The organism is Serratia marcescens (assembly GCF_006715005.1).
Taxonomy (GTDB): Bacteria; Pseudomonadota; Gammaproteobacteria; order Enterobacterales; family Enterobacteriaceae; genus Serratia; species Serratia montpellierensis.
This window is the reverse complement of sequence record NZ_VFMJ01000001.1, coordinates 1,858,039-1,884,158: the sequence shown is the minus strand read 5'-3', so window position 1 is coordinate 1,884,158 and position 26,120 is coordinate 1,858,039. Positions and strand designations below refer to the sequence as shown.

The following is a 26,120-nucleotide window of genomic DNA, read 5'->3' as shown; positions in this document are numbered from 1 at the left end:
GGGCAGGTTCCGATGAACCTGCTCGTGACATTGTCACTCAACGGCTTGCGCCAGCCAGACCGTTCTTCCCCCGCAGGCGGGATCTTCCACCACATGATCCACCACGCGGAAGCCATTCTCCTGCAGCAAGCGCGTGTACTCCTCCGGCGCCAGGCTGGCGTGAAACAGCGGCTGGCCTTCGAAGCTGCCAATCGCCACGCCGTCTGCAGGGCCGCTGGTGAACATCAGTGCGGCATGCTGCCCGGCATGACGTCTGAACAGTGGAAACATGCGGCGCTGATCGTCGCGCGCAAGATGGAAGAAGCTGTCCCAGGCCAGCAGGCCGTCGAACTTCGCCGCTAAATCCAGCTGGCGCATATCCATTTGCCGCCATTCCTGCTGCGGAAAACGCTGCCGGCAGCGCGCGATCATCGCCTGCGCACCGTCGATGCCGGTCACCCGATGCCCCTGTTCGATAAAATAGGCGGCAATCGGCACGCCATTGCCGCAGCCAAGATCCAGCAGCCGCGCATTGGCCGGGGTGAGCTGCAAAAAGCGGTCGAGCCACGGCCGTTCAAACAGCGTGCTGGGTCTGAGACGCTCCCAGGTGGCGGCATGTTCGTCATAAAGCGGGATAATGGTGCTCGCCAGTTTTTCCGTCATTAATATTGTCCCCGTCACGTTATTGGCGCAAAAAAAATAGCCCTTGGTCAGAATTAAAGCGCTTATCCGATAATATATTCATCAACAGACCGTTGACCAGAAATAAAAGGTTTTAACATTTCGACATAAACCAGTACAATTCCCTACCCTGTGTTAACCCTTTTTTTAGGTTGATTGTGTCGTTAATTCAGCGCTCTGCATCGCGACATCGGGCTGCCGCCTGGTTAGGGATGTTTGCCATTCTGATGTTGTTCATTGCGCCGGTGGTCTCGCGATCCCTGGAGCATGTACGCGCCGGAAGTGCTGGAACGACCGCCATGGCGGATTGCGGCATGGCGATGCCGATGCATCACGGGATGCATTCGCCGCCGCCTGAGCCTGAAAAAGCCTCACAGCCGCTGATGCAGCACGGCGGCGGCCACCACAACATGGCGATGATGATGGACGACAGCGCCTGCGGCTACTGCGTGCTGTTGCTGCACGCGCCGCTGCTGGACGTGAGCCACGCCCCGCTGTTCTGGTCTCAGTCGCTGGCTTCACGCCCGCCTCCGATTCACTATCTCGTTCCCCTGTTTGCCCACGTCGTTCACACAGAATTACAGCCGCGCGCGCCCCCCGTCTCTTTCCTCTGATTTAACAATAAGCCCATTGCCGTTCTCTGTATTGCCGTTGATTGCTTCAACCCGGCGGAATTAATTCGCCCAACGATTAATCACCGAGACGACATTATTAATCCGGTTATTTCCACGCTGATGGAATTAACCCCCGTATTTTCCGATGGTGATTTTCGCCAGGTCGCCCCACGCCTGAATAATCCCTCGGCCAAGAACGGAAAAGAGTTAGCTTAAGGAAAGATGATGTTTAAACCGACTTATAAAAAGAACGCCGTTACCCGCGCCATCACCGCCGCCATGCCGCTGTTCCTGCTGGCCGGCCACGCGGCACAGGCGCATCAGCACCCTACCGACGCACAGGTTAATGATGGCGACGTGATCACCGTCACCGCGCCGCTCTACTCTCCGTTGACCATCGTCACCTCGCCGAAAACCCCACGCCAGCCGGTGCCGGCCAGCGATGGCTCGGACTACCTGAAAACCATCCCCGGCTTTTCGCAGATCCGCAACGGCGGCACCAACGGCGATCCGGTGTTTCGCGGCATGTTCGGCTCGCGGTTGAAAATCCTCACCGACGGTTCGGAAATGCTGGGTGCCTGCCCATCGCGGATGGATGCGCCGACCTCTTATATCTCGCCGGAAAGCTTCGATCTGTTGACCATCACCAAAGGGCCGCAGACGGTGCTGTGGGGGCCGGGATCGTCGGCGGGCACGGTGCGTTTCGAGCGTGAACGGCCGCGCTTCGACAAGCCGGGCATCAAGGGCAATGCCAGCGTGTTGACCGGCTCCAACGGCCGCTGGGACGAGAATATCGACGCCAGCCTCGGCGCCGAACAAGGCTATCTGCGGGTGATGGCTAACAAATCCCGTTCCAACGATTATCAGGACGGAACGAATACGCGCGTGCCATCGCGCTGGGACAAGTGGAACGGCGATCTGGCGCTCGGCTGGACGCCGGACAATGACACGCTGCTGGAAGTGACTATGGGCCGCGGCAACGGCGAAGCGCGCTATGCCGGCCGCAGCATGGATGGTTCGCAGTTCAAACGCGAAAGCCTGGGCATGCGGGTGGAAAAATCCAATATTGGCGAGGTGCTGGATAAGCTGGAAGCGCAGGTCTACTACAACTACGCCAACCACGTGATGGACAACGTCACCCTGCGCTCGCCGGGCAGCGGTGGCATGGGGGGGCACGGTGGCCATGGCGGTATGAGCATGGGCGGTCACGGCGGGCACATGATGTCCTCCGGCATGACGATGCAGCTCGATCGCCGCACCGTCGGCGGCCGCGTGATGGGCACCTGGCTGTGGCAGGACGTGAAGCTTGAAAGCGGCCTGGACACTCAAACCAACACCCACCGCAGCATGAGCCGCGGCAGTTGGGAAAAAGACGCCCAGTTCAACAGCTACGGCGCCTTCAGTGAACTGACCTGGTCCACCAGCGAACAGGATAAACTGATCGGCGGCGCGCGTCTTGACCGCACCCTGGTGGAGAATTTCCGCAGCGGCAGCGATGGGGAACGTTCAGACACCCTGCCGAGCGGTTTTATGCGTCTTGAGCATACGTTGGCCGACCTGCCGCTGATGCTGTATGCCGGCGTCGGTTATACCGAGCGCTTCCCGGATTATTGGGAACTGTTCTCGCCGAAGCTCGGCCCGAACGGCAGCAAGGATCCGTTCTCCAGCGTCAAGAGCGAAAAAACCACGCAGCTCGACATCGGCGCGCAGTACAACGGCAAACGCTTCAACGGCTGGGTCTCCGCTTACGTGGGCCGCGTCGATGATTTCATCCTGTTCAAATATGATCCGCACAACGCGCGTCTCAGCCAGGCCGATAACGTCAACGCCAACATCATGGGCGGCGAAATGGGCATGGGTTATCAGCTGAGCGAGCACTGGAAAACCGACGCCAGCCTGGCCTACTCCTGGGGGAAAAACACCAGCGACGGCCGGCCGCTGCCGCAGATCCCGCCGCTGGAGGCGCGTCTGGGGCTCACCTATGAGTACGGCGACTGGAGCGGCACCGGCCTGTGGCGTTTGGTCAGCAGCCAACACCGCGTGGCGATCAACGAAGGCAACGTGGTAGGCAAAGACTTTGCCGAAAGCGCCGGCTTCGGCGTGCTCTCCGCCAACGCCGCCTACAAGGTGAATAAAAACGTCAAGCTGAGCGCCGGTCTGGATAACATCCTGAACAAGACCTACAGCGAACACCTCAACCTGGCGGGCAACAGCGTCTTCGGCTATTCGGCCAACAGCGCGGTGAATGAACCGGGCCGCACCCTGTGGGCCAAGGTTAACGTCACCTTCTAAACCGTTCACCGGGCGATGGGCAACCGTCGCCCGGTCAGGCGATATGCGATCCGGTTCTTAGGATATGAGTTTTAAGTTTTTCCCATTCGGTTGAGCGGCGATTAGTATCACTCTCAATGTAATCAAGGATCCGGAGGGAATATGCAAAAGCTCACTCGTTTTCTGGCCCTGCTCGGCGAGCTGATGATTGAAAAAGCCGAAGACGCCGCGCCGCAGGCAGCTCAGCCTGACGATCGTGACGACGCGTTGCCACCACGCCTCGAACGTGGGGTTCCGCTGGCCGACCGCTTCCTGTTCATGTAATTCCCCTCACTGTCTTTTGGTCCGGCACGTTCCGGTATTTCATTATCGGACGCCTGCGTCTATCTTCTTTCGATGGTTCCAGCCGATTCATCATAGGAGATAGCAACGCAATGAAGATCAGAACGGTAACCCCGCAAGACGCTGAAGCCCTGACGCAGTTATTGAATGACGTGATCGGCGCCGGCGGCACGACGGCACTAGAAACGCCCCTCACCCCCGCCGAGTTCAGCGATTGGTTCATCAGCGGCAGCAATGCGCTGGGCTGCCAGGTCGCGGAGGTGGATGGGCTGTTAGTGGGCTTTCAGTCGCTGAGCGCAGATGATGCCCTGCCGCCCGATACCGCAGATATTGCCACCTTTTCCCGCCTGTCGCCGAAGGTGCGTGGCGTCGGCAGTGCGCTGTTCCCTGCCACTTTAGCGGCGGCGAAGTCTCACGGTTTCAAGCACATCAACGCCACCATTCGGGCGGATAACGTCGGTGGCCTCGCCTACTACCACAAAATGGGCTTTCGCGATTACGATCGTTTGCCGCAGGTGCCGCTCAGCGATGGCACGCCGATCGACAGAATCAAAAAACGCTTCTCCCTTTAACCCGTTAATCCGCTCACACTGAACGCACGATATGTTCGCGCAGCCACCGGTGAGCGGGATCGCGATGCGATCGCTCGTGCCACAGCATGGTCATTTCAAAGCCCGGCACCGCCAGCGGCGGCTCGAGCTGTTGCAATAAAGGCTGGTTACGCACCAGTCGCTCCGGCAGCATCGCTACCAAATCGGATTGCGTCAGCACCGAGATCACGAACAGAAAATGCGGCACGGAAAGCACCACGCGCCGCGTCAGCCCCACCTCCGCCAGCGCCCGGTCGGTCATGCCATAGAACCCGCCGCCGTCCGGCGAGACCATCACCTGCTCCAATTGGCAAAATTGCGCCAGCGTCAGGTTTCCATGCAGTTTGGGATGGCCGACCCTGCCCACCAGCACATAGCGTTCACTGAACAGCGTGCGCTGACGCAGACCGGGCGGCGCCCCTTCGCGGGTGTGAAACGCCAGATCGATCTCCCCCTGTTCCGCCCGTTTGGCGAGGCGCGCCGGGGCGATCTCCAGCACCGCCAGCCGGGTGCCGGGCGCCGCCGTGCGTAAACCGTTCAGCGCCGGCAACACGATGGTGGATTCGCCGTAGTCAAAGGCGGCCACGCGCCAGGTATCGCTCGCCACGGCGGGATCGAACGGCGTCGCCGGCGTCACCGCCAACTCGAGCGCCGCCAGCGCCTGACGCAGGGGTTCCCGCAGCTGCTCCGCTCTGGCGGTCGGGCGCATACCGCGCGGGCCGGGCAACAGCAGCGGATCGTCAAAGATCGCCCGCAGTTTGGCAAGATGCACGCTGACCGCAGGCTGAGAGAAATTGAGCCGCTGCGCCGCACGCGTGACGTTGTGCTCCGCCAGCAGCGCGTCGAGCGTCACCAGCAGGTTGAGATCCAGCCGCCTTAAATTATTCATGGTTATACCTGGGATAAAGGTAATTCATTTCTAATATACCGACTAACGCCCTACTCTGCAGCTCTCAGACCAAGGAGAGTTGTTATGAATGTGCTGATTGTTTACGCCCACCCAGAGCCGCAGTCGCTGACCGGCTCACTGAAAAACTTCGCCGTTGATCGCCTGACGCAGGCCGGCCATCAGGTACAGGTGTCCGATCTGTACGCCATGAAGTGGAAAGCGGCGCTTGACGCCGCCGACAGCCTGGAAGGCGCATTAGGGCCCCGTTTCGATCCTTCGCTGGATTCGCAGCGCGCGTTTGCTAACGGCGTGCAGAGCGCCGATATCGAACGGGAGCAGCAAAAATTGCGCTGGGCGGACGTGGTGCTGCTGCAGTTTCCGCTGTGGTGGTTCTCGATGCCGGCGATTCTGAAAGGCTGGTTCGAGCGTGTCTATGCCTATGGTTTTGCCTACGGCGTCGGTGAGCATTCCGACACCCATTGGGGCGACCGTTACGGCGAGGGGACGCTGGCGGGCAAACGGGCGATGCTGATCGTCAGCGCCGGCGGCTGGGAGTCCCATTACGCCCCGCGCGGCATCAACGGACCGATCGACGATATCCTGTTTCCGATCCAGCACGGCATGCTGCATTACCCAGGCTTCGAGGTGCTGCCGCCGTTTGTCACCTACCGCGCCGGAAAGACCGACGAGACGCGCTTCGCCGCCCTGTGCGAGCAGCTCGGGCAACGGCTCGATACCCTGTGGCACACCGAGCCCATTCCGTTTCGGCGACAGAACGCCGGTGACTACCTGATCCCGCAGTTGACGCTGAAAGCGCATCTCGCGCCGGGGCAGGACGGTTTCGGCGTTCACATCGAGTAGCCGGAGGCGCACGCCCTGGCGTATCCGGGGCGCGGCGTTAATTCAGGGCGGCGAGAAATGTCTGGTAGCCCTGTGCGCTGCTGTCCAGCTCATGCTGCTGAACCTGCTCTGCCACCCCGTCCGAAGCGGCCTCCTTGCCATAAAAGGCGAAGAACGAGGCATAGTCGGCCCGCACGTAACCGGCGGTGACTTCAAACGGCCGGAAGATTTCCTCCAGCGAGTAGCGATAGCGCCCGTCGCGCGCATAGTCTTCTGCACGCACCCCCGCCGTCACCGCCAGCGCCAGCTTCTTGTTTTGCATCTTGTAGCCGCTGCGGGAACCGTAGGCCCAGCCGTAGGTGAGCACGTCATCCAGCCATTTTTTCAGCAGCGGCGGGCTGCTGAACCAGAAAATCGGGAATTGCAGCACGATGTTGTCATGCGCTTCAATCAGCTGTTGTTCCCTCGCGACGTCGATCCGCCAGTCCGGATAGTCCTGATGCAATTCATGCACCGTATACCGCTCCGGATAGCGCCGCAGTTCCTCCAGCCAACGTTTGTTAACCACCGAGTTCGCCATATCGGGATGGGCCACGACCACCAAGGTTTTCATACTGATTTCTCCAGTCAGGTGTTTCGACGCATCTTAGGGTATGCTGACAGAATGTAAAATACGCACACTCACGACACATACTTACCCTGGAGAAAGTATAAAATGACCGCCGAATCCCGCTGCAGCCCAACGGGCATCAGCCTCGAAGACACCGGCTATGGCTACACCCTGTCGGTGATCAACGGCAAATATAAAATGATTATTCTCTACTGGCTGGCGCTGTATAAGCCGGTATTGCGGTTCAACGAACTGCAGCGTTGCATCGGCACCATTTCGTACAAAACGCTGAGTTCGACGCTGAAAGAGCTGGAAAAAGACCGCCTGGTGATGAGAAAGGAGTATCCGCAGATCCCACCCAAGGTGGAGTACAGCCTGTCCGAGCGCGGGCGTTCGCTGATCCCGGTGATCGACATGATGTGCCAGTGGGGAGAACGACACCGACCGGAACAGCCGGTGCCGTGAGGGGTTAGTTGTCCGCCGCCGCTGAGGTTGCCGGCGCGGGTTCATCGTGCTCGACCAACGTGTCCGCCGGCCGGCACTGGCGCAGCGTGCGTACGCTGAAGGCCACCAGCACGCCCAACAAGGCGGCGAACGCGCCAAACGACAGCACGCTCATCAACGGGGTAAATACCCTGCCCAGCACGCCGAGCCCCAGCGCGCCGATCGAATCACCGGTCACGTCCTGCGCGGTGCCCAGGCTGTTCACCCGCCCCAGCAGATGATCCGGCGTGTTGCTCTGGATCAGCATGAACTGCAGAAGTGAGGCGATAGCGTTGGCGTAGCCGTAGCACACCAGCGCCAGCAGCGCCGGCGCCAGGTGGCTGAACAGCCCCAGTGACGCGATGGCGGTGAACGCGACGATAGCGGCGACCAGGATCAGCACGCCGGGTCGAGAGAAACGCCCCACCCAGCCGCTGGTCAACGCGCCCAGCATCGCACCGAGCGGCACCGCGGAGTACATCAGGCCAATTGAGGACGCGCCGACGTGGTAAGCGTCCTGCGCCAGCGCCGGAAACAGCACCCTGACGGCGCCGACGATGCTCATCAGCATCCCCAGCAGCACCACCGAACCCACCACTTTATTGCGCCAGACAAACTGGAAGCCGCTGGCGAGCGCGCGCAGCGGATGTTCCGGCTCCTGCTGCTGCGGCAACAGCGTCGGCAAGCGCACCAGCGGGACCAGGGTGCCCAGCGTCCCTGCCGCCGCGACGGCAAACGCCAGCCCCACGCCGCCGAACACGATGATAATCCCGCCCAGCGCCGGCGCGAGGATCGCGCCGATGCGCACCGTCACCATGCTCAAGGCCCCCGCCGCCGCCAGGTTTTCGCGCCCGACCAGCAGCGGGATCACCGCCATCAGCGCCGTCATGCCCAGCGCGCCGAAAAAGCCGTCCCAGGCCGCCAGCAGGTAGAGCGCCCACAACGACGGTGCCGGGGCGAAGGCGTTCAGACTCAGGGCGACAAAGCCCAGCCCGCAGGTGCCGCGCGCAAACAGGATCAGCTTGCGGCGATCGTAGCGATCGGCAAGCACCCCGCCCAGCATCAGGCCGATAAACATGCCCACCCCGTCCAGCGCCACCGCCACGCCCACCTGCAAGGTGGAGCCAGTCATCGCCTGGATCTGAATTGGCACCCCTACCGCCAACATGCCGAGGGAAAACACCGACAGCATGCGGGCGCAGAAAATCGCGCGGAAATGTGCATTGCTTCTCAGCAAACTGAAATCAAGAAAAAAAGAAGGTCTGGCCATAGTGTCCTGCATGTCATGTTTTAGTGCGGGCCGGGACGCACGCCCCCCGGCCCGGTTGCGTTATACCAAGCCGTATTGCCGCGTCAGCAGCGAATGCAACAGCGGCCCAAGCGTCTCCAGCGAGGCCGGCGACAGAATGTCCGCGTGTTCGCAGCGCTGATGATGGCAGATCAACCCATCCAGATACGGCGCCCACACGGCGTTGATGTCCATCTCCGGCGGCAGCGTCTGGTCGGCGACAAACAGCGTCGCCGTGCCGTGGAAACGCCGGCTGCGCGCCTGGGACAGAATGCGCACCGCATCGCGGTAGTTGGCGACGATGCTGTCGAACATCGCCGCCTTCTCCGCCATCAGCGCCGGATCGCCATGATCTTCCGCCATAAACTCGGCCTGTTCCTGCGCCACCTCTTTCTGCGCGTCTTCCTCGCTGGGGCCGGTCCAATCCTGACCTTCCGGTGGATAGGTATCCAGCATGCCGAGGAATGCCACCTCTTCGCCCTGCTGCTGCAGGCGCGCGGCCATCGAGTGCGCCAGCGTGCCGCCGAGCGAATAGCCGAGCAGGTAGTAAGGCCCCTGCGGCTGCAGGCGGCGCAGATGGGCGAGATGACGATCGACCATCTGCTCGATATCCTCGCAGGTGGCGATAGCGCCATCCGGTCTTGGCGACTGCAGGCCGATGATCGGGTAGTTCCCCGGCAGATAACGGCTCAGCCCCGAGTACTGCCAGGCGAAACCGGAAGCCGGATGCAGGCAGAACAGCGCCGGGCCTTGACCGGCCCGCAGCTGCAGGCATTCGCCGACGCCACGGCTCTCGGCCGAGTTGGCGGCCTGCGCGTCATCGAGCAGGTGCGCCATCTTCTCCAGGCTGCGGGCGAACATGATCTGCCCGACGCTCAACGGCCGCGGGACGCGCCGGCGCAGCTCTGCCGCCAGACGCATCGCCAGCAGCGAATGGCCGCCCAGCGCGAAGAAGTCGTCGTCGGCATACACCGTCTCGCGCCCCAGCAGTTCCCCGAACAGCGCCGCCAGCAGGCGCTCGCTGTCGCTCTGCGGCGCACGCCCGGCTTGCAGGGCCAGCTGCGGCCGTGGCAACGCTTTGCGATCCAGTTTGCCGCTGGCGCTGAGCGGGAAGCTGTCGGTCATGACATAGCTGACCGGCATCATGTGCGCCGGCAAACGTGCCTCCAGCGCCTGATGCAGCACGGCAGTATCCAGCGTCACGCCCGGTTGGGCGATCAGCCAGGCGACCAGCTGCCGCATATCGGCGCCGCCCAGCCCCGTCGCGCCCTCGCCCAGTTCGATGGCGTGCACCGCCGCTTGCGCTACTCCCGGCTGTGCCAGCAGCGCCTGTTCGATTTCGCCCAGCTCGATACGCTGGCCACGGATCTTCAGCTGATCGTCGCTGCGTCCCAAATACTCGACGCTGCCGTCTTCCAGCCAGCGGGCGATATCACCGGTGCGATACATGCGCGCCCCGTTGCCGGCGGGATCGGCGACAAACCGCTGTGCCGTCAACCCCGGCCGATGCAGATAGCCATCGGCCAGCTGAATGCCGCGCAGGTAGAGATCGCCGGCGCAGCCGACGGGTACCGGCCGCAGCATGGCGTCGAGAATGCTCAGTTGGGTATTCCAGACCGGTTTGCCGATCGGCACGCCGGCGCCGTTCACCGCCGCCAATGCCGCGCCGGACGCCGGTTGATAGGTGACATCGACCGCCGCCTCCGTCGGGCCATACAGGTTGTGCAGCGGCGCCGTGACCAACGCCTGATAGCGGGAAGCCAGTTCGCACGACAGCGCTTCGCCACTGCAGAACACGCGTTTCAGGCTGGCGGCGGCGCGCTGTGGCGCCCGTTCGTTCAAGGCCTCTACCCAGATAGCCAACATGGACGGAACGAAATGCAGCGTGGTCACGCCATAGTCGTCGATCAACGTCGTCAGCGCCTGCGGATCGCGGTGCGCCTCCGGCGGCGCCATCACCAGGCGCGCGCCGACCATCAGCGGCCAGAAGAATTCCCAGACGGAAACGTCGAAGCTGCACGGCGTTTTCTGCAATACCACGTCCTGCGCATCGAGCGCATACTCGTGCTGCATCCAGAACAGGCGGTTGACGATCGCCCGGTGGTTCACCACCACGCCTTTCGGCCGCCCAGTAGAGCCTGAGGTATACAGCACATAGGCGGGATAATCGCCGTTCCCCGCCGGTGGGCGCGCTGCTGGTTCGCGCCCGCTGTCATCCAGCGCATCGAACAGCAACGTCGGCGCCAGCGCGGCGAAGCGGGCGTCCAACGCGCTTTCGGTGATAATCAGCCGCGGTTTGGCGTCCTCCACCATGTAGCCCAGCCGCTCGTCCGGGTAGCCGGTGTCCAGCGGCAACCAGGCGGCGCCGGTCTGCACAATCGCCGTCAGCGCCAGGCTGAGGCGCACGGAGCGTGGCAACGCCACCGCGACGATATCGCCCGGCTGAATGCCGGCCGCCGTCAGCCTCTCGGCCAACAGCGCGGCCTGGCGCTGCATGTCACGGTAGCTGAGGCTGTGCCCGGCATCCTGCAGCGCGATGCGTTCCGGCGTGCGCCGCGCTTGATCGGCGATCGCCTGATGCAAGGTGGTGTCCGCCACCGCCTGCCCGGTGCGGTTGACCGCCGCGATCAGCGCCTGCTCCTGCGGGGTTTGCAACTGCCAGCGCGGCAGCGGCAGATCCGGTTGGGCGATCCACTGTTGCAGCAGCGCCATCAGCCGCGCGGCGAAGCGCTCAGGCTGCGGCACCGAGGCGCGGTACTCCATCAGCAGACGCAGACGTTCGCCCGGCAGCACCAGCAGCGTCAGCGGATAGTGGGTATAGCCTTTGTTGCGGATGGCGTCGCAGCGCAGCGCCCCTGCGCCGCCCAGCAGGGCGTCGTTGTCCGGGTAGTTTTCTACCACCAACAACGTATCGAACAGCGTGCCCGCCCCGGCCAGGTGCTGGATCTCCCCCAACCCCAAATCGTCGTGCTCCAGCAGTTCAATCTGCCGGTGCTGCAGTTCGGTCAACTGATCCGTCAACGAACGGTCATGCTGCAGACGAACCCGCACCGGCAGCGTGTTGCTGAACAGGCCAACATGCTCCTCAACCCCTTCTATCTGGCCAAAGCGGCCGGAAACCGGCGAGCCGAACACCACGTCCTGATGGCCGCAACAGCTGGCCAGCTGCAGCGCCCAAATGCCCTGCATCACGGTATTGAGCGTCAACCCGCGTTCGCGGCACAGGGTCAGCAAACGCGTCTCCTCGGCCGGCGGCAGCGTCATTTCCAGCTCATGCACGCGATCGTCCTGCGTTTCACCGAACAGCAACGTCGGGCGCACATCCTGCAGCGTCTCGCGCCAGAGGCGGCGTGAGGCTTCGGCATCGCGCGCGGCCAGGCGGCACACGATATCGGCGTAGTTCGAACGCAGCGGCGGCAGCGCCTGCTCGCCTTCACGCAAGGCCAGCATCAGATCGTTGAGCACCACCGGCGTCGACCAGCCGTCGACGATCAGGTGGTGCGCGTTAAGGAACAGCGTGTAGCGTTCGCTATCGCCGTGTTTGACCCGCAGCGCATGCAACATTGCGCCCGGCTGGTTGAACAGATCGCGCTGCAGTTCCTGCTGCTCCAATTGATTCAGCGCCTGCGCTTCTTGTTCGGCGGACAGCGGCGGCAGCCTGTGGCTGTCCAGCGGCCAATGGCTTTCCTGCGGTATCAGCTGCAGCGGTTCGCCTTCGCGGTTGAATCGGGCGGCCAGCTGCGGATGGCGGCGGATCACCGCATCCAGCGCCTGCTGAAGGTGATGCGCGTCCAATTCGCCGTAGAGACTCAGGCGCGTCAGCGAGTTATAGCTGCCGCCCTGCTGCGCCGTCTGTGCATGGAACAGCAGGCCGTGTTGCAACGGCAACAGCGGCAGCGCTGCGGTTAACGGCCCATACGCCCGTTCCCAGGCGCGCACCGTCTCATCGTCAACGTTCGGCTGGGCGATCTCGGCCGCTACCAACGTCGCCGCCGCGCGATCGGGATGCCGTTCGGCAAATTCGCACAGTGCACGCACCGCTTGCTCGATGCCGCTGTGCAGCTGCGCAATGTCGCTCTCGCTGAAAATCCCCTCCAACCAGCTCCAGTTGATCGCCAGGCACGCGCCGTCGCGCCGCTCTTCGACAAAGATATTCACCTCCAGGCCATACGACAGCGCCTGCTGCGCATCCTGCGCCACGGCGAAGGCGTCGCGGAAACGGGTTTGGCTGCGTTGCGGCGCCCAGTTCCCCTCGTCCTGGCTGAAGCGCCCGAGGTAGTTGAACAAGATCTCCGGCGCATTGCGCTGCGCCAGCGCCGCCAGTTCGTCACGCTGCGGGTGCAGATAACGCAGCTGGCCGTAACCGACGCCGCGATCGGCCACCGCACGCGTCGCACGTTTCACCGCACGCACGGCCTCATTGTGTTCTGCGTCATGCAGTTCGATGCACAGCGGATACTCCGCCGTCAGCCAGCCGACGGTGCGGGCCAGATCGAGGCCGTCGTCCAGTTCGGCGCGGCCGTGCGACTCCAGAGAGAAACGCAGCGAAGCGGCCTGGAAACGGCGGCGGCAGGCCTGAGCCAGCGCGCACAGCATGATCTCTTCAACCTGCGCGCGGTATCCCTGCGGCAAGGTGCCGAGCAGCGCGGCGGTCAGCCGGCTGTCGATCAGCGTGCGCCGTTCGCTCACCGAGGCGATGCGATCGGTCTGCGGATCCAGCGCGCGCCGCCCCAAACGCGGCACCTCGTCCGCCAGCATCTGCCGCCAGAACGGCAGCTCGGCTTCGCGGCGTTCGACGTCGGCCCGTAAACGCGCGGACCACTCATAGAGCGAGGTTTCTTCCGGCGGCAGCGTGATCGGCTGCCCCTGCATGGCGCCGTCGGCCACTTGACGCAGTTCGTCGAGCAGGATGCGCCAGGAAACGCCGTCGACCACCAGGTGGTGGATCGCCAGCACCAGCCCCAGGCTCTGCCCGTCACGCTGCAACAGGATGGCCTGCATCATGGTGCCGGCCGCCGGATCGAGAAGGTCAAGTGCGGCATCAAATGCCTGTTCCGCCGCTAATTCCAGCTCACCGGACACGGTATTAACCTGCATCAGTTCACCGGCGGCGGCAGTTTCAACCACCAACTGACCGTCGCGGATCCGCGCGCCCAACGCCGGGTGTGCCGTGCGCAGTTGTTCCAACGCATCACGCAGCTGTTGCGGCTGCAGCTCGGCAGGTACGCGCAGGAAAACGCCGTGCGCGAAGCGGCGATGCATATCGCCCGTCTCGGCAAACCAGTGCAGGATCGGCAGCCCGTCGATCGGGCCTTGCTGCACGCGGCGTGCAGCCTGAGAGTCTACGACCAGCGGCTGCATCGCCTGCGCCATGCGTGCGGGGGTGTGCAGCGCGAAGATCTCGCGCGGCCGCAGCAGATAGCCTTTGCGCCGCAGGGCGGTGCCCAACCCCATCGCCGAGATGCTGTCGCCGCCAAGCGCGAAGAAATCGTCGTCGGCGCCGACGCGCTCCATCCCCAGCAGCTGCGCCATGGCGCCGCAAATCAGCCTTTCCTGTTCGGTGGCCGGCTCGCGAATGCTTTGCGCCAGCGTTTCCTGCGGTTTGGGCAGCGCCTGACGGTCAATCTTGCCGTTGACGTTAAGCGGGAGCTCCGGCATCACCACCAGGATCGCCGGCACTATATAATCCGGCAGACGCTGCGCCAATTGCCCCAGCAGCTCGCTTTGCAACGTTGGCGAAGCGCGACGCGCGTCATCCTGCACCGAGCAGTAACCGATCAAACGATAGGTGGCGCCGATCGGCTCGGCGATCACCACCGCCCGCCCCACGTCCGGCAAGGCGGCCAAGGCGCTTTCCACCTCACCCAGCTCGACGCGGAAGCCGCGCACCTTGATTTGGTGATCGGTACGGCCAATGAATACCAGCTGACCCTCCGCGCTCCAGCGCATCAGATCGCCGCTGCGGTACATCACCTCGCCTTCGGCGAACGGGTTGGCGACAAAGCGCGCCGCCGTCAGATCCGGGCGCCGCAGGTAACCGCGCGCGATGCCTTTGCCGGAAATGTACAGCTCGCCCGCCGCGCCGATCGGCACCGGCTGCAGGCGGCTGTCGAGCAGCCAGACGGCGGTATTGGCGAGGGGGCGACCGATCACCGGCTGATCGGCGGCCGTGACCGGCGCGCCCAGGGTATCGACGGTATATTCGGACGGGCCGTAATAGTTGTGGATCTCCACCTCCGGATGCTGCTGCATCAGGTTCCACAGCGTCGGCGTCGCCGCCTCACCGCCGATCATCACAAACGCCGGCAGCGGGAACTGCCCCTTCAGCAGGCCGCAGTCCACCAGTTGCGAGAAGAATGACGGCGTGATGTCCAGCAGATCGATCGGCGTCTGTTGGGTTTGTTCCAGCAGCGCCCAGGGGTCGCGGCGCAGCTCCTCGTCGAAGATAACCAGTTCGCTGCCCATCATCATGCAGAACAGCGGTTCCCAGGAGGAGTCGAAAGAAAACGAGGCGGTATGGCCGGCGCGCAAGCGGCGCGCGTGGCGAGCCTGGAATTTTTCGATCGCCGGGCCGAACAGAGAGGCTTGGTGCGACAGGAACAGGTTCAGCAGCCCGCGATGTGTGGACATGACGCCCTTGGGTTTGCCGGTCGAGCCGGAGGTGTAAATCATGTAGGCGAGATGCGCCTCGCTCAGCGGCATGCGCCGCTCGTCGTCCGTTATCGGCGTGGCCTCGGCAGCCGCGCAGCGCGCCAGGCACGCGGCGTCGTCCAGGCACAATACCTGTGGCAGGTCCGGCATGTTGGTCAGCGTGGCGCGGTGGGTCAGCAACATTACCGGCCGCGCGTCGTCGCACATCAGCGCCAAACGTTCACGCGGATAGTCCAGATCGAGCGGCATATAGGCCGCGCCGCTGGCCAGAACGCCGAACAGCGCGACCAGCGTGTCCACCGAGCGCGGAATGCCGATGGCCACCACGTCTTCGGCGCCGATGCCGCTGTCGATCAGCACGCGCCCCAGCTGCATCACCCGTTCGGAGAGCTGCCGGTAGCTGAGACGCACATCGCCGCAGGCCACCGCTAACGCCTCGGGCTGGCGCTCAACCTGGCGCTGGAATGCATCCATGATTGACACCATGCCCGTTGGCGGCGTCAGATCGGCGCCGCGCCCCCAGGCCGCGAGTTGCCTTAGCTCCCCTTCGCCGATCAACGCCAGTTGACCGTTCGGCTGGTGCGGCTGCCGCGCCAGCTGCTGCAGCCAATGGCCGATGCGCTCCGCATGATGATGCAAGCTGCGCGGCGAGTATTTGGCCGGGTTGGCCACCAAAGACAGCGTCAGCACGCCGTTGCGAAAGCCGATCTCAAACTCCAGGTCATCAACCGGCCCCATCGCCAGCGTATGGGTAACGGCCGCCTGGCCGTCGAACGACAAGGCGCTGTGGTAGACCTTGACGTTGACCACTGGGCCATAGAGTTCCTGATGACCGCCGACCAGGCCGAGATCGCGTTTGATCTGCTCCGCCTCATAGCGTTGATGGCGGCGCGCCTGCTTGATCTCCGCCACGACGGCCTGGCAGACGTCCGCCAGCGACAGTTCCGGCGTCACGCTCAGCAGCAGCGGCAGCACGTTGACCACCGGGCCGACCGCCGCCAGCGCCTGCGACCCCATCCGGCGCATGAAAGGAAAACCGACTGAAAAACGGGTTTCACCGCTCATGCGCGCCATATACATCGCCAGCGCCGCCGTGACGATGTCGGCCGGTTGCAGCGCCTGCAGCGCGTCGTCGCGCAGCGCTTCGTCAAACAGTGACTCCGGCAGCACCAGCACCTGTTTGAGCGGCCGGGCGCCCGGTTCAACCTCCCGGCTTTCCGTCGATAATGACAGCGGCGACGGCAGTTCGTGCAGATGCTGGCGCCAGAATTCGGCCGCCCGCTGGCGTGCGGCGGACGTTTGCCATTGCTGAAACTCTTCCACCACCTTGCCGAACGGGGTAAACGGCGAAGCCGCGGGCGACAGCCCGTGGCGCAGCGCGCGATAGATATCGGCGATCCGGCGGGTGATGGCCTCGAAACTGAAGCCGTCCAGGGTCAGATGATGAAAGCGCTGGTACCAGAACCAGCGATCGGCGCCGACACGGATCACCACATGCCGATAGAGCGGCCGCTCGCCGTCCGCGGGCAGATCCTGCGCCAGATCGTTATTCATCAGCGCCAGCGCCGCCTGTTCGGCATCTGGGCGCGCGCTGAAATCAAACCACTCCGGCGCCTGTACGCGTGCGGGGTCCGCATTAAGCGGTAAACGTTGCATTGGCTGGCCGTCCTGCGCCTCAAAAAACCGCGCCTGAACCGTATCCGCTTCCGCCAGCCCCTGGCGAATCGCGCGCTCTAGCGCCGAACGATCGATAGCGCCGTGCAATTCGGTGTAGTGCGCCACGGCGAAGCTGTTGCGGCGCAGCGCGATTTGGTCGGCAATCCAGATCCCCGGTTGCGCCGCAACCAGCGGATATTCCCGATACTCGACCTGAGTATCCGGCAAAGAAAGCGTTTCTGACATGGTGTCTGTCCTTTTCCTCAAACGGAATGTATCGATGTGGCTGCCTGGCGATTAACGCGCCGCATCCGCCGCTTTCAGCGCCGCCGGCCGCATGTCCTGCCAGTGCGTTTCGATGTAGTCGATGCATTCACCGCGCGACGCCGGCCCCATCAACACGCGCCATCCCGGCGGCGTATCGGCAAACTGCGGCCACAGCGAATACTGTTGCTGCTCGTTGACCAATACGGAGAAACGGAGATTTTCGTCATCGAACGGGTTTTGTTGTTCCTGAGTCATTTGCCTTACCTGTCTGTCAAAATGTGTGGGTTATTCCATCCCGGAAAGCAGTTGGCGCACGCCGTCCACCAGACCGCCGCGCCAGCAGAGCGCATCGTGCCCGCCGGAAAACACGCGGTAATCGACGCGGTGCCCGGCCGCCGTCAGCGCCTGATGCATCTGGCGATTGACGAATTCGATGTCCGCCTCCCGATCGCCGGCTTGCTGAATTACGGTGAGCGTGGCTGCCGCTGCGCTGCGCTGCCGAACCTGGCGTATCAGCCAGCCTTCCTCCAGTTCGTGGCGTTTTTCGAATTGGGTAACGAATTGCACCGTAGGCCACCAGAAGGAGCCGGACTGGCTCAGCACGTGGCCGAAGCGCTCTGGCCAGTGCAAACCGGCATATAACGCCGCCAGCCCGCCGTAGCTCTGGCCGGCGACGACGGTGCGCGCCCCTTCCTCGCTGAACGGTTCGCGCCGCTGCGCCTGCGGCAATAGTTCGTCGATTACCGCCTGCCAGAATGCGGCGTTGCAAGGCAGCTCGTTTTCCCGGTGTTCGCCGTCGATCGCATCGATCAGCAGCCAACATGCAGGCGGCAGGTGCCCTTTTGCGGTTTCGTGCTCGATCACCGGCAACAGCGCGTGCCTTTCGACCCAGTTTTGGCCATCGAGCAGCAGCACCAGCGGGCGATTCGCTTTCACCCCCGCGTCGCCGCTGGCATACAGCCAGACGCGCCGCTGCGTGCCGAGCCGTTCGCTCTGCCACTGGAAAAGCTGCAGCCGCGCCTCCTCCAGCGGCCGATCGGCGGCCTGCCAGGCGCTTTGATCGTCGGCATCCGGCCCTTGCGCCAGAGAGATGGGCCGCGGGCGATGAGACGGCCCCAGCGATATACGATTCAGCGGATCGGCGATGGCCAACGGGAACAGCGATACCCACCAGGTACGCTGTTGGCGATCGCGCAACGTTTCGTCGTCGCTGAAGATGGGGGGAAGATCCCGGTCGGTAATGGGGATCAGGCTGTAGCTGCCGCGCCAGCGGCGATCGATAACGGCCGCGCCGTACCAAACGTCGGTGCCGGGGAGCCGGGTCAGGCTGCTGGGGGACGTGCTGTGGTGATCGGTAATGCCGTTGATATCGGCGTAAACGCGGCATATCGGCGAGTGCCGTTCATCGCCGGCGGGATCGCGCCACAGCCAGGTCATTTTGACGTGGCTGTCATCGTGCGGTTCGACCACGGGTGTGCCGTGAGCGGCAACCTTCTGCCACCACGCGGATTGCCCCGCCGTCTCTTCACGCAGCCATTGAGCCGCCAATCCCTCACGGTCGTTGTCTGGCCTCTTTTCCGGCAAAAACTCCATAGCGCCCCTTACATAACAAGAATGTCTTTTACAAAACCTGACAATCGTATTGATACTCATTATCATTTTCAATACTATTTGTCGGATTTTTACCGTCGTGCAAACACGACGTCTCCGCGCCGACGGGTGAAGACCGCTTGCCGGCATTTCGGGGTTTATCAGGGTGGCATGACACACAAAAGCAGGTATTCAGGAGAGATAATGAAGATTAAAAACAAAGGGATAGCAAACGGAAGTGCGGAGGCGATGTCCGCCAAGCGTCTGTTGCTGGGATCGGCGCTGGCCTTATTGCCCTTGGCGCAACACGCGTCTGCGGCAGCGGACGAAACGATTTTGGTGACCGCCGACGCGCAAAACAGCGTGACCGCACCGGTCAAAGGGATCGTCGCCAAAGAGAGCGCTGCCGGCACCAAAACCGCCACCCCTCTGCGCAAGACGCCGCAGTCCATCTCGGTGGTCACGCGCGAGCAGATGAACGATCAGGAGCCGGCGTCGGTTGCCGACGCGCTGAACTACACCAGCGGGGTGATCACCACCTACCGCGGCAACTCCAACCGCAATGACGAAGTGATCAGCCGCGGCTTCCGCTATGCACCCAAGCTGCTCGACGGTCTGCACTTTGGCCTCTCGAGCCAAAACGGCGGCGCCGGGCAGATCGATCCCTGGTTGCTGGAGCGCGTGGAGATGGTGCACGGCCCGGCCGGCGTGCTGTACGGCCAGGTCAGCCCCGGCGGCGTGGTGGTGATGACCAGTAAACGCCCTACCGCCCAGAGCATTCACGAAGTCAAATTCAGCACCGGCAACCGCCATCTGGCGGAAACGGCGTTTGATTTTGGCGGTAAGCTTAACGACGACAACACCCTGTTCTACCGCCTGAACGGTATCGCCAGAACCGAACATGAGTTTGTCAAAGACAGCAAGCAGCAACGGGTGGCCATCGCCCCGGCCTTCACCTGGCTGCCGAACGAAGACACCAGCTTTACGCTGTTGACCAGCTACCAGAACGATCCAAAAGCCGGATCGCGCAACTTCCTGCCGCGCGCCGGCACGCTGTTCCCGACCAGCGCGGGCTATGTACCCTATGACTTCAACATCAGCGAGCCCAGCTTCAACAAGTCGCGGCGCGAACAGGCGTCGATCGGCTACAGCCTCGAGCATAACTTCAGCGATGCGCTGTCGTTTACCCAGAACCTGCGCTTCACTCACCGTGATGAAGACTATAAATATCTGGTTTATAACGTAAATTCGAAGGTCAACGACCACACCGTCACCCGCATGGCGCAGCATGAATCGCAGATGACCAACGAGTTTGGCGTGGATAACCAGCTGAAGGGGCTGTTCGACACCGGCGAGGTGAAGCACACGGTGCTGGGCGGGTTGGATTACCGCTACAGCCATATCGATTCGAAGATGTATCGCGATCGCGGTAACGATTACCCGATCGACTGGGCCAACCCGGTTCGCCCCAGCATCGATGGCAGCACGTTGGCGCTGGTTTCCAGCGATTTGAAGACGCTGAATCAGGTCGGGGTGTATCTGCAGGACCAGCTGGAGTGGAATAACTGGAACCTGCTGCTGTCCGGCCGTCAGGACTGGTCGCAGGTCAACACTCGCGATCGCACCAGCGGCGGCAAAGAGCAGACCTACAACGATGCCCAATTTACCGGCCGCGCGGGCCTGCTCTACGCCTTCGACAACGGCATTTCACCGTATGTCAGCTACAGCACCTCGTTCGATCCTAACCTGTACCCAAGTGCCGCGGGCGCCGATCCGCTCAAGCCGACCACCGGCAAGCAAACCGAGGTGGGCGTGAAGTACCAGATCCCGGGTGGCAATACCCTGCTGACCCTCTCCTGGTTCGACATTACCCAGCGCAATGTGGCGTCTTATAACCGCCTCACCTCCGCCTACGAACAGATCGGTGAGGTGAAATCCAAAGGGATTGAGGCGGAAGTGCACGCTCAGCCGACGCCGGAGATCACGCTGACCGCCGCTTATACCTACACCGACGTAGTGACCAAAGACTCCAACTCGGCGGACGAAATTGGCCACAGCCCGGCGGGCATCCCGCGCCACGCGGCCTCCGCCTGGGGCAGCTATAGCGTCCTGAGCGGTGCGCTGAACGGCCTGACCGTCGGCAGCGGCGTGCGTTACATCGGCGATGCGCCGGCCGACGCCACCGGCCAGTACGACGTGCCGCACTACACGCTGTATGATGCCATGGTGAAATATGACCTCGGCCAGGCCTCGTCGGCGCTGCGCGGTGCGGCGCTCCAGCTCAACGTGCAGAACCTGACGGATAAGAAATACGTTTCATCGTGCAGCGGCGAGTACGCCTGCTTCTACGGCAGCGGCCGCAGCATCATCGCTTCGGTCAACTACCGCTGGTAACAAGAATGGGCGGCCAGCGCCGCCCATTTCTCCCACCTTTCCCGCTGCCTACTCCTGCTTCAATTCCCGCAAGTGCTTGTACACCGTGGCACGCCCCATCGACAGCACGTTGGCGATGTAGTCCGCCGCGCTTTTGGCTTTGAACGCCCCCTGATGATAGAGATCGCTGACCAGCCGGCGTTTCTGTTCGCGGCTCAACGCACCGAGCGCGGCGTTCTCGCGCCGCAGCCAGTCGTGCAGGAAAGTGTTGATCTTCTCCTGCCAGTCATCTTTGAACAGCTCTTGCGGCTGTGGCTGCAGCCGCGTGACCGACAGGAACATGTCCAGCGCGTTGCGGGCGTCCTCGAACATCGCGGTGCTCAGGTTGATGCACAACAGATAGCTGGGCTTGCCCTGCTCGTCGCGCGCGGCGATGCTCACCGAACGCATCTTTTTGCCGTCCCAGTTCAGCTTCTCATAGGGGCCGGTCACGTTGGCGCCGCCATCAAGTTCGACGCCTTCCAGCCCGGCATCGTCGCCCGGCTTGCGCTTCGACAGGTTGTTCGCCAGATAGGCTATTTTGTTGGTGCTCAGATCGTGGATCACCACTTCCGCATTCGGGAAAAACAGCGCCGCGATCCCGTCGGCGACCGACCGCAAAAGTTCGAGTTGAGAAGAAGAGTTCGGCACGCTGGGGTGTCTCCGTATGGCCCGGTTTGGTTGGCTGTTCAGCCGCTTAGCATACCGCAGTTGCCGCCGCTTGCCGAGTGGACGGGCGGCAAGCGGCGCATACGCTGGTAATGCCCCCCTTTGTTGACTTCACAGGGTATCGTTGCCCGTGGCCGCTCGCGGCGAAAAAAAAGCCGGGCTCAATATGACCAGGTTATTGTCACTGCCCTATTCCCACACCGTTTATGCCATTTAAAATCCGCATCAGGTTAATGGCATTAATAACCTGCCGATCTTAATGGTTTATTTCTCGGCAGAACAAATTAATTAACACGCGCGTTTTTGCAAGGTTATTCTTATGCAAATAATAGGGTTTTCATGGCGGCCAATACCGATTCAGACTATTCCTAATTATTTCCTCTGAACAGCGGGAATAAATTGAAATTGCAGTACTGCAATAAGGATGCAGCTTAATTCGAGTTGTATAAGCAATTTAATTTAAAGGACTTTTTATTATGGCTTATGAATCCAAGGCGGCCTGTTCCGCCAACAGCTACATTATTGAAATCTCGAGCTTTAAACTGCCAACCTCGCTCAGCCCGGAAGCCTTTGCCGCGCTGGACAAACGCGTGGAAGAGGAGTTTGTCTCAAACCAAAGCGGGTTCATTTCGCGTGACTCAGGCATCAGCGTAGACAATGAGCCTCGCTGGGTGAACATTGTGAAATGGGAAACGCTGTTGGACGCGGATGAAAACATTTACCAATTTACACAGGCTTCCGCACCGGCATCCGTCAAAGAATATCTGGCGAGCATCGGCGCGGAACCAGTGGAATTAAAACGCTATCAGCACACCGGCCCGTAATGCGTGCTGGGTGACCACGCCCAATCGGCAAAGCCTTCTTTAAAGCCGATTCGCAAAACCTGAACGGGTGGCCGCTTGCGGTCACCCGTCCGTTTCAGGTGAGCACATTTGTCAGCCCTTGCCTCGAGGGCCGTAACACATTAAAACAGCCTCGGATTATGCTTCTCTTTGCGCGATAAAAACACGGCCGCAGGCGGCGTTTTAACAGGTTTTTAACGCTGCCGAGAGGAAACGCCATTGTCAACATAGCAGTTAAATAAAATGAAACTTTTTGATCACATTCAAGCTTCTGAAAAATAGATATAAAGGTGTTTTATGCGTTTTTTATGCATAAAGTATGCATGTTCACGCTCACTGCCGAATAAAAGTAATTAACTATTCATTTGCCCCCGACAGGCGGCGAAAAACCGTCCGCTGGCCCGATGAGCGGGGGGCTAACAACCGGCATAATTAGTGGTAAATTAAGCGTCGCAAAGTGTTATGCGCTTGCTAATCCACGGTTAAACGAAATAAATACCTCTAATATATAAAGGTTGGTTATGGAAAAGCTATCCTACGCTTCAGACAGCAGCACCACCGCTTGGGCTACATATCTGCAACAAATCGATCGCGTCGCCCCTTACCTCGGCGAGCTGTCACGCTGGGTTGATACGCTGCGTCACCCTAAGCGCGCTTTGATTGTTGATATCCCGCTGCAGATGGACGATGGCACCATCCGTCACTTCGAAGGTTTCCGCGTACAGCACAACCTGTCGCGTGGGCCGGGCAAAGGCGGTATCCGCTTCCACCCTGACGTCGATCTGAACGAAGTGATGGCCCTGTCCGCCTGGATGACCATCAAGTGTGCCGCGGTCAACCTGCCGTACGGCGGCGCCAAGGGCGGCATCCGCGTCGACCCGTTCAAACTGTCTGAAGGTGAACTGGAGCGACTGACCCGCCGCTACACCAGCGAAATCGGCTTCATTATCGGGCCACAGAAAGACATTCCTGCGCCGGACGTCGGCACCAACGCCAAAGTGATGGCCTGGATGATGGACACCTACTCCATGAACCACGGCACCACCATCACCGGCGTGGTCACCGGCAAGCCGATCCACCTCGGCGGCTCCCTGGGCCGTGAGAAAGCGACCGGCCGCGGCGTGTTCGTGACCGGCAGCGAAGTGGCCAAGCGCCTGGGCGTGCAGATCGAAGGCGCCAAAGTGGCGGTACAAGGCTTCGGTAACGTGGGCAGCGAAGCGGCTCGCCTGTTCGTTGGCGTCGGCGCGCGCGTCGTCACCATCCAGGACCACTCCGCCACCCTGTTCAACGCCAACGGCATCGATCTGGCTGCGCTGACCGAATACCAGGCCAAGCACAAACAGATCGCCGGCTTCCCGGGCGCCAGCGAGATCGAAAGCGAAGCGTTCTGGTCGGTTGACATGGACATCCTGATCCCAGCGGCGCTGGAAGGCCAGATCACCCGTCAGCGCGCCGAAATCCTCAGCGCCAAGCTGGTGCTGGAAGGGGCTAACGGCCCAACCTTCCCAGAGGCGGACGACATTCTGCGCTCCCGTAACATCACCGTGGTTCCGGACGTTATCTGTAACGCCGGCGGCGTAACGGTCAGTTACTTCGAGTGGGTGCAGGATATGGCGAGCTACTTCTGGAGCGAGTCCGAGATCAACGAGCGTATGGACAAGATCATGACCGACGCCATGGTCCACGTCTGGAACAAGGCGGCCGAGAAAGAGTGCAGCCTGCGCACCGCCGCTTATATCGTGGCCTGTGAGCGCATCCTGACCGCACGTAAAGAGCGCGGCATCTACCCAGGTTGATGCCCGTATCCCGGCCTGCCCCGGCAGGCCGGATTTTCCTCAGCGCAAACAGCGTTTCAACACCTTACCGGTGCTGGTCATCGGCAAGCGTTCGACAAACTCGACGATACGCGGATATTTGAACGCCGCCAGCCGCTCCCGGCTCCAGGCGATCAGCGTTTCCTCCTCGATGGGCTCCTCCGTTTCTTTCAATACCACCACCGCTTTGATCTCTTCGCCCAGCGACGGATGCTCGACGCCGATCACCGCCACCAACGAGACCGCCGGATGACGAATCAGCGCCTCTTCAATCTCGCGCGGATAGACGTTGAACCCGCCGCGGATGATCATATCCTTGGCCCGATCGACGATGAAATAGAAGCCGTCGGCGTCGCGGCGCGCCAGGTCCCCGGTGCGAAACCAGCCGTTTTCCAGCACGTCCGCCGTCGCCTCGGGGCGGTTCAGATAGCCTTTCATGATGTTGTAACCGCGTACCGCGATCTCCCCCACCTGATCGACTCCGTCGATCGGCTGCCCGGTAACGTCGAGCAAGCGCACCTCCACGCCCCAGATCGGTTGGCCGATGGAACCAGGTTTGGTCACGCGGTGCGGATGGTTAAAGGTGGCGACCGGGCTGGTCTCCGACAGCCCATATCCTTCGAGAATGTTGACGCCGAAGCGGCGCGAAAAATCCTCCAGGATCTGCACCGGCAAACTGGCACCGCCGGAGACCGCCATACGCAGCGTGCTGCGCAAGCGCTCGATATCCGTGTGCTCATCCAGCGCATTCAACAGCGCCCAATACATGGTCGGCACCCCGGCGAAGAAGGTGATGCCGTGCCGCTGCATCAGCGCGATGGCCTGTGCGGCGTCGAAGCGCTCGACCAGCACCAGGGTAGCGGCGGCGGAAAACCCGGCATTCATCTGCACCGTCGAGCCGAACGTATGGAACAGCGGCAGGGTCACCAAATGGCGATCGGGCTCCGTCTCTGAGCCGTCGAACAGCCGTACCGATCCCAGCGCGTTGAGCACCAGGTTGGCGTGGGTCAACTCCGCGCCTTTGGCCCGGCCGGTGGTGCCGCTGGTGTAGAGCACCACCGCCGTGTCGTTTTCGAGCGTCGCGGCCGAAGCGAATTCGGTAGCCTGCTCGGCTATCGCCGCGCTGAAACGTTCCCCCTCAAGCGGTAGCCGATCGCCGATGATAAACACCTCACGGCATTGCTCCGCCTTCGCCGCCGCCCGCAGCGCCTCTTCCCCCAAGGGCAGGCCGCTGCTGCCCTCGAAACAGAACAGCGCCACCGCCGCTGAATCCGCCAGGTAGTAGTCGAACTCTGCGCTTTTAAGCAGAATATTGAGCGGCACCACCACCGCGCCGCTTTTGAGAATGCCGTAATAGATAGCCGGAAACTCCGGCCGATTTGGGCAGGCCAGCGCCACCCGTTCGCCGGGCTGCACGCCGCGCGCGACCAGCAAATTCGCCACCCGGTTGGCCATTTCGTTCAGCGCCCGATAGCTGAGTGGGATATCGTCCTGTATCACCGCCGGCCGTTCCGGCCAGGTGCGCGCACTCTCTTCAAGCAAGGTAGCCAGATTCAGCATCGGGGATCCTCCCTGGGAATGAGCGGCGAGAAAAGCGCCGCAGTATCACGAGTATAGATAGGCGCTTTGCGG

The 26,120-nt window shown here is 62.0% G+C and carries 18 protein-coding genes; 9 read left to right on the top strand and 9 right to left on the bottom strand.

Annotated elements, in window-relative coordinates; all coding sequences use genetic code 11:
* Positions 1-33: 33 nt before the first annotated feature.
* Positions 34-642: a class I SAM-dependent DNA methyltransferase gene (locus FHU12_RS08925; protein ID WP_141968810.1), complete on the bottom strand. Its 609-nt coding sequence runs from the start codon at positions 640-642 to the stop codon at positions 34-36.
* A 230-nt stretch (positions 643-872) separates the two neighbouring features.
* On the opposite strand from FHU12_RS08925, the gene FHU12_RS08920 reads away from it, so the two are divergent.
* From FHU12_RS08920 to FHU12_RS08910, 4 genes are all read left to right on the top strand, one after another.
* Positions 873-1,274, top strand: a complete 402-nt coding sequence (locus FHU12_RS08920; protein WP_089195890.1) for a DUF2946 domain-containing protein — start codon at positions 873-875, stop codon at positions 1,272-1,274.
* A gap of 225 nt (positions 1,275-1,499) precedes the next feature.
* Complete coding sequence (locus tag FHU12_RS08915) at positions 1,500-3,566, top strand: TonB-dependent copper receptor (protein WP_141968808.1); 2,067 nt, start codon at positions 1,500-1,502, stop codon at positions 3,564-3,566.
* A 141-nt stretch (positions 3,567-3,707) separates the two neighbouring features.
* On the top strand, positions 3,708-3,869 hold the full coding sequence (locus FHU12_RS27110; protein WP_162838235.1) for a hypothetical protein: 162 nt from the start codon (positions 3,708-3,710) through the stop codon (positions 3,867-3,869).
* Positions 3,870-3,979: 110 nt separating this feature from the next.
* The gene (locus tag FHU12_RS08910) at positions 3,980-4,459 is read left to right on the top strand and encodes a GNAT family N-acetyltransferase (RefSeq protein WP_141968806.1); all 480 of its coding nucleotides are present in this window, start codon (positions 3,980-3,982) and stop codon (positions 4,457-4,459) included.
* A 13-nt stretch (positions 4,460-4,472) separates the two neighbouring features.
* Here the strand turns inward: FHU12_RS08910 and FHU12_RS08905 are convergent, their stop codons facing one another.
* On the bottom strand, positions 4,473-5,366 hold the full coding sequence (locus tag FHU12_RS08905) for a LysR family transcriptional regulator (RefSeq protein WP_141968803.1): 894 nt from the start codon (positions 5,364-5,366) through the stop codon (positions 4,473-4,475).
* An 84-nt stretch (positions 5,367-5,450) separates the two neighbouring features.
* On the opposite strand from FHU12_RS08905, the gene FHU12_RS08900 reads away from it, so the two are divergent.
* Positions 5,451-6,227: an NAD(P)H-dependent oxidoreductase gene (locus FHU12_RS08900; protein WP_141968801.1), complete on the top strand. Its 777-nt coding sequence runs from the start codon at positions 5,451-5,453 to the stop codon at positions 6,225-6,227.
* Between the two features lie 37 nt (positions 6,228-6,264).
* Here the strand turns inward: FHU12_RS08900 and FHU12_RS08895 are convergent, their stop codons facing one another.
* Positions 6,265-6,819: an NAD(P)H-dependent oxidoreductase gene (locus FHU12_RS08895; RefSeq protein WP_141968799.1), complete on the bottom strand. Its 555-nt coding sequence runs from the start codon at positions 6,817-6,819 to the stop codon at positions 6,265-6,267.
* A gap of 102 nt (positions 6,820-6,921) precedes the next feature.
* Between FHU12_RS08895 and FHU12_RS08890 the strand changes: the two genes are divergently transcribed.
* Complete coding sequence (locus tag FHU12_RS08890; RefSeq protein WP_141968797.1) at positions 6,922-7,281, top strand: winged helix-turn-helix transcriptional regulator; 360 nt, start codon at positions 6,922-6,924, stop codon at positions 7,279-7,281.
* A gap of 4 nt (positions 7,282-7,285) precedes the next feature.
* Here the strand turns inward: FHU12_RS08890 and entS are convergent, their stop codons facing one another.
* From entS to fes, 4 genes are read right to left on the bottom strand one after another with little or no spacing between them, the layout of a single operon-like run.
* On the bottom strand, positions 7,286-8,569 hold the full coding sequence (gene entS / locus FHU12_RS08885; RefSeq protein ID WP_141968795.1) for an enterobactin transporter EntS: 1,284 nt from the start codon (positions 8,567-8,569) through the stop codon (positions 7,286-7,288).
* A gap of 60 nt (positions 8,570-8,629) precedes the next feature.
* Positions 8,630-17,140, bottom strand: a complete 8,511-nt coding sequence (locus tag FHU12_RS08880; protein WP_141968792.1) for a non-ribosomal peptide synthetase — start codon at positions 17,138-17,140, stop codon at positions 8,630-8,632.
* 51 nt (positions 17,141-17,191) lie between these two features.
* Positions 17,192-17,416 (bottom strand): MbtH family protein, encoded by a 225-nt coding sequence (locus FHU12_RS08875; protein ID WP_060447157.1) that lies wholly within the window; start codon positions 17,414-17,416, stop codon positions 17,192-17,194.
* Positions 17,417-17,446: 30 nt separating this feature from the next.
* Positions 17,447-18,754 carry an enterochelin esterase gene (fes, locus tag FHU12_RS08870; RefSeq protein ID WP_237730898.1) on the bottom strand — a complete coding sequence of 436 codons (1,308 nt, stop codon included), beginning with the start codon at positions 18,752-18,754 and terminating at the stop codon, positions 17,447-17,449.
* Positions 18,755-18,955: 201 nt separating this feature from the next.
* Here fes and FHU12_RS08865 point away from each other — a divergent pair, with 201 nt between their 5' ends.
* On the top strand, positions 18,956-21,145 hold the full coding sequence (locus FHU12_RS08865; RefSeq protein ID WP_141968790.1) for a TonB-dependent siderophore receptor: 2,190 nt from the start codon (positions 18,956-18,958) through the stop codon (positions 21,143-21,145).
* 48 nt (positions 21,146-21,193) lie between these two features.
* On the opposite strand, the gene FHU12_RS08860 is transcribed toward FHU12_RS08865, so the two are convergent.
* On the bottom strand, positions 21,194-21,814 hold the full coding sequence (locus tag FHU12_RS08860) for a helix-turn-helix transcriptional regulator (protein ID WP_141968788.1): 621 nt from the start codon (positions 21,812-21,814) through the stop codon (positions 21,194-21,196).
* Positions 21,815-22,308: 494 nt separating this feature from the next.
* On the opposite strand from FHU12_RS08860, the gene FHU12_RS08855 reads away from it, so the two are divergent.
* The gene (locus FHU12_RS08855; RefSeq protein WP_141968786.1) at positions 22,309-22,656 is read left to right on the top strand and encodes an antibiotic biosynthesis monooxygenase family protein; all 348 of its coding nucleotides are present in this window, start codon (positions 22,309-22,311) and stop codon (positions 22,654-22,656) included.
* A gap of 539 nt (positions 22,657-23,195) precedes the next feature.
* Positions 23,196-24,470, top strand: a complete 1,275-nt coding sequence (locus FHU12_RS08850) for a Glu/Leu/Phe/Val family dehydrogenase (RefSeq protein WP_047730686.1) — start codon at positions 23,196-23,198, stop codon at positions 24,468-24,470.
* 39 nt (positions 24,471-24,509) lie between these two features.
* On the opposite strand, the gene FHU12_RS08845 is transcribed toward FHU12_RS08850, so the two are convergent.
* A complete protein-coding gene (locus FHU12_RS08845) occupies positions 24,510-26,048 on the bottom strand; it encodes a long-chain-fatty-acid--CoA ligase (RefSeq protein WP_060433099.1) in 1,539 nt (512 codons plus the stop codon).
* Between the last annotated feature and the right edge of the window lie 72 nt (positions 26,049-26,120).